Source organism: Streptomyces swartbergensis (genome assembly GCF_002148965.1).
Taxonomy (GTDB): Bacteria; Actinomycetota; Actinomycetes; order Streptomycetales; family Streptomycetaceae; genus Streptomyces; species Streptomyces swartbergensis.
Genome location: NZ_NGFN01000532.1, coordinates 1 through 3,550, shown reverse-complemented (window position 1 = coordinate 3,550; position 3,550 = coordinate 1). Strand labels below are relative to the sequence as shown.

Here is a 3,550-nt window from a genome sequence, read left to right as displayed (position 1 = left end):
GCCCCTGCTGTACGGGGCACTGCTCGCCGCGGTCATCGGCCTCGGCCTGCCGCGCGACCCGCTCGCCCTGGACACCCTCGCCCGGCTGCAAGCCCCCTCCCCGGCGCACCCGTTCGGGACGGACGCGCTGGGCCGGGACATCCTCGCCCGTGTCGCCCACGGCGCGCTGAACACCCTCGGCACGGCGCTCGCGGTGAGTGCCGCCGCCCTCGTGGCCGGGCTTCTGCTGGGGCTGCTGCCGCGGCTTTCCGGGCCGCTGGTCGACACCGTCAGTGCCGTACCGCCCGTCCTGGCCGGGCTCCTCGTCACCGGCGTCACGGGCAGCGGCCCCTGGGCGCCCGCCCTCGCCGTCGGTGTCGTGGCCTGGTCCCCGCTGGCCGCCCACACGTCCTCCCTGCTGCGCCAGGAGCGCGCGACCACCCACCTGGCCGCCACCCGCGCGCTCGGGGCCGGGCGTTGGCACCTGCTCCGGCACGAACTGCTGCCCGCCGTGCTGCCGCCGGTGACCCGGCACGCCCTGCTCCGGCTGCCCGGCGTCGCGCTGAGTCTCGCCGCGCTCGGCTTCCTCGGCCTGGGCGCGCAGCCGCCGTCCCCCGAGTGGGGCCTGCTGCTCGCCGAGAACCAGCCGTACGCCGAGCGCGCCCCGTGGGCCGTCCTCTTCCCGGCCGCCGTGCTCGCCCTGCTGGGGGCGCTCGCGGTGACGGGCGCCGGCGGCGTACGGCTGCCCCGGCGGCGTGGGCGGATCGACAGCCCGGCGGGGCCGCCGCCCGGCGACCGGGTCGTACCCGCCCCGCGGCGGCGGCCGAACCGCACCGACGTCCTCCTGGCCCCTGTGCCCACCCCTACGACGGAAGAACGATGACCGGCCTCATATCCCGTGTCCTGACCCACCGGGCCGTCCACGCGCCCACGAACGAGACCTCCGACGACGGCACGCCCAAGGCCCCGCGCGAGAGCACCTGGCGGCTCTGGCGGGACCTGTCCCCGCTGCTGCGGCTGCTGATCGTGACCCAGCTCGCCTTCAACATCGGCTTCTTCGCCGTGCTGCCGTTCCTCGCCGAGCACCTCGGCACCGCGATCGGCATGGCGGGCTGGCTGGTCGGCTTCGTCCTCGGGCTGCGGACGTTCAGCCAGCAGGGCCTGTTCGTGGTCGGCGGCGCGCTCGTCGACCGCTACGGCGTACGCCCGGTCGTGCTGGCGGGCTGCGTACTGCGGATCGCCGGGTTCGCGTGGCTCGGGTACGCGGAAGCGAGCTGGAGCGTGATCGGCGCCGTGCTGGTGATCGGCTTCGCCGCCGCGCTGTTCTCCCCCGCGGTGGAGTCCGAGGTGGCCCGCCAGGCGGTGGTCTGGGAGGAGGAAGGGCACGGCTCACGCACCCGTCTCCTGGCCCTGTTCAGCGTGGCGGGCCAGGCCGGGGCCTTCGTGGGACCGCTGCTCGGCGCGCTGCTGCTCGCCGTCGATTTCCGCACCGCGTGCCTCGCTGGTGCCGCGGTGTTCGTGCTCGTCCTCGCCGGGCACCTGCGGCTGATGCCGCAGCACATCCCCGGCAGGGTCCGCGTCCGGGAGCGGGGCGGGGCGCGCCTGCTGCTGCGCAACCGCCGCTTCCTGGCCCTGTGCTGTGCGTACGGCACGTACCTGCTGGCCTACAACCAGTTGTATCTGGCCCTGCCGGACGAGGTGCAGCGCGCGGCGGGCTCCCAGGCGCCGCTGTCCTGGCTGTTCGCCCTGTCCTCGGTGCTGGTGGTGTTCACCCAGCTGCCGGTGACCCGCTGGGCGGGCGACCGGCTCGACCTGCGCCGCTCCATGACCGCCGGGCTGCTGCTGATCGCGTCCGGTTTCGCGGTGGTGGCCGCGGCGCGCCCCGCGGGCTGGACGGGTGCCGCCGGGCTGCTGCCGGCCGCGGGCTTCGTCGTGCTGCTCACCGTGGGGCAGATGCTGGTCGTGCCCGCCGCCCGCGCCTGGGTGCCGGACCTCGCCGAGGAGGGGCGGATCGGCCTCTACATGGGTGCGCTGTCGTCCGTCTCGGGCGTGATCGTCCTCGCCGGCAGCGCGGCCACCGGCTTCCTGCTCGATACGGGCCTCCCGGCGGCCGTGCCCTGGCTGGTCCTCGCGGCCGTACCGGCTCTGGCGGTGGCGCTGTTGCCGCGCCGGGAGAAGCGGGCGCGGGGGGCGGGCGCGGCGACCTGACGGCGCACGGAGGCACGGGGAAGAGACAGCGGCGGTCCGACCCAGCGCCCGACGGCACGGGGAAGGAGCCCCGGCAACCACGCGCGCCGCACGATCACCCCGGCGGGCGACTCCTCCGCTCCCCGGTGTGCCGGAACCGTTCCGTCCCAGGACACCGCACCGGGGAACGGTGGTCACGCGGCGCCAGTATCCTGGGTCGGCTGCGGCACCCCCCACCAACCCCCGCTCCGACGCGGGGAGTTACGGCCTGCGGCGAGGACCTTCCCACGAGCAGAGGACGAGGACGAGTGCTGCTAGCGGGCCGCTACCGGCTGGACGTTGAGATCGGGCGCGGCGGAATGGGAGAGGTCTGGCGTGCGTACGACGAGACGCTCGCCAGAGCGGTGGCCGTCAAGCTGCTGCTGCCTCAGGACACGGACGCGACGGCGGCCTCCCGGTTCCGCCTGGAGGCCCAGACGGCCGGGCGTCTGAACCACCCCAACGTGGTCGGGGTCCTGGACTTCGGCGAGTACGACAACCGGCTGTACCTGGTGATGGAGCTGGTCGAAGGGGACAGCCTCGCCCGGGTGCTGTCCCTCTCCGGCGCGCTCCCGGCCGAGCGGGTGGCGGGACTCGCCGCGCAGGCCGCCGCCGGACTCGCCGCCGCGCACCAGCAGGGCATCGTGCACCGGGACGTCAAACCCGCCAACCTCCTGCTGGACGCGGGCGGCACGCTGAAGATCGGCGACTTCGGCATCGCACGCTTCCTCGACGACCCGGGCGCCGCGCTCACCGCCACCGGCCAGATCGTCGGCACCGGCCTCTACCTCGCGCCCGAACGGGCCCTGGGTCGGCCGGCGGGTCCCGCCTCGGACATGTACTCCCTGGGGTGCGTGCTCTACCAGCTCCTCAGCGGCCGCCCGCCGTTCCAGGCCGACACCGCCGTCGCACTCCTCCACCAGCATCTCGACAACGCCCCCGTACCGCCCCGCGAGCTCGGTGTCGCCGGTCTGCCGCCGGCCTTCGAGAGCTACCTCCTCGCCCTGCTCGCCAAGCAGCCCGAGGACCGGCCCACGGCGCAGCAGGCCGCCGAGTGGTTCGCCGGCGGCGCCTGGCGGGGGCTGCCCGAGCCGCTGCCGGAGGCGGCGTCACCCGTGCCGTCCTCCGGGCCGGGACCGTACGCGGCGGCCGACACCGGCACCCCTGCCACGTACGCGCTGCCCACGGGGTCTCGCACCGCCCCGGGCGGGCGTTCACGGCGCTCCGCACCCCGCAACGGCCTCGGCAACCACCGGAGAACGGCCGCCACGGTGGCCGCGGCGGCGCTCTTCCTCGCCGCGATGCTCGCCGGCATGCTGTGGTTCTCGCCCGACAAGACCGCGAC

The 3,550-nt window shown here is 75.5% G+C and carries 3 protein-coding genes; all 3 read left to right on the top strand.

What is annotated here, in order from left to right; genetic code table 11:
* Positions 1-862 (top strand): ABC transporter permease (locus CA983_RS41570; protein WP_143645739.1); only part of this gene is annotated, 862 nt, incomplete at its 5' end.
* On the top strand, positions 859-2,187 hold the full coding sequence (locus CA983_RS41565; RefSeq protein WP_086605840.1) for an MDR family MFS transporter: 1,329 nt from the start codon (positions 859-861) through the stop codon (positions 2,185-2,187). The genes CA983_RS41570 and CA983_RS41565, both read left to right, overlap by 4 nt.
* Positions 2,188-2,474: 287 nt before the next feature.
* Positions 2,475-3,550 (top strand): serine/threonine-protein kinase (locus tag CA983_RS41560; protein WP_086605839.1); only part of this gene is annotated, 1,076 nt, incomplete at its 3' end.

What these genes read in the sequence shown, in the direction of transcription:
- CA983_RS41565 (WP_086605840.1), top strand. Translation starts at nt 859, where the DNA reads ATGACCGGCCTCATATCCCGTGTCCTGACCCACCGGGCCGTCCACGCG.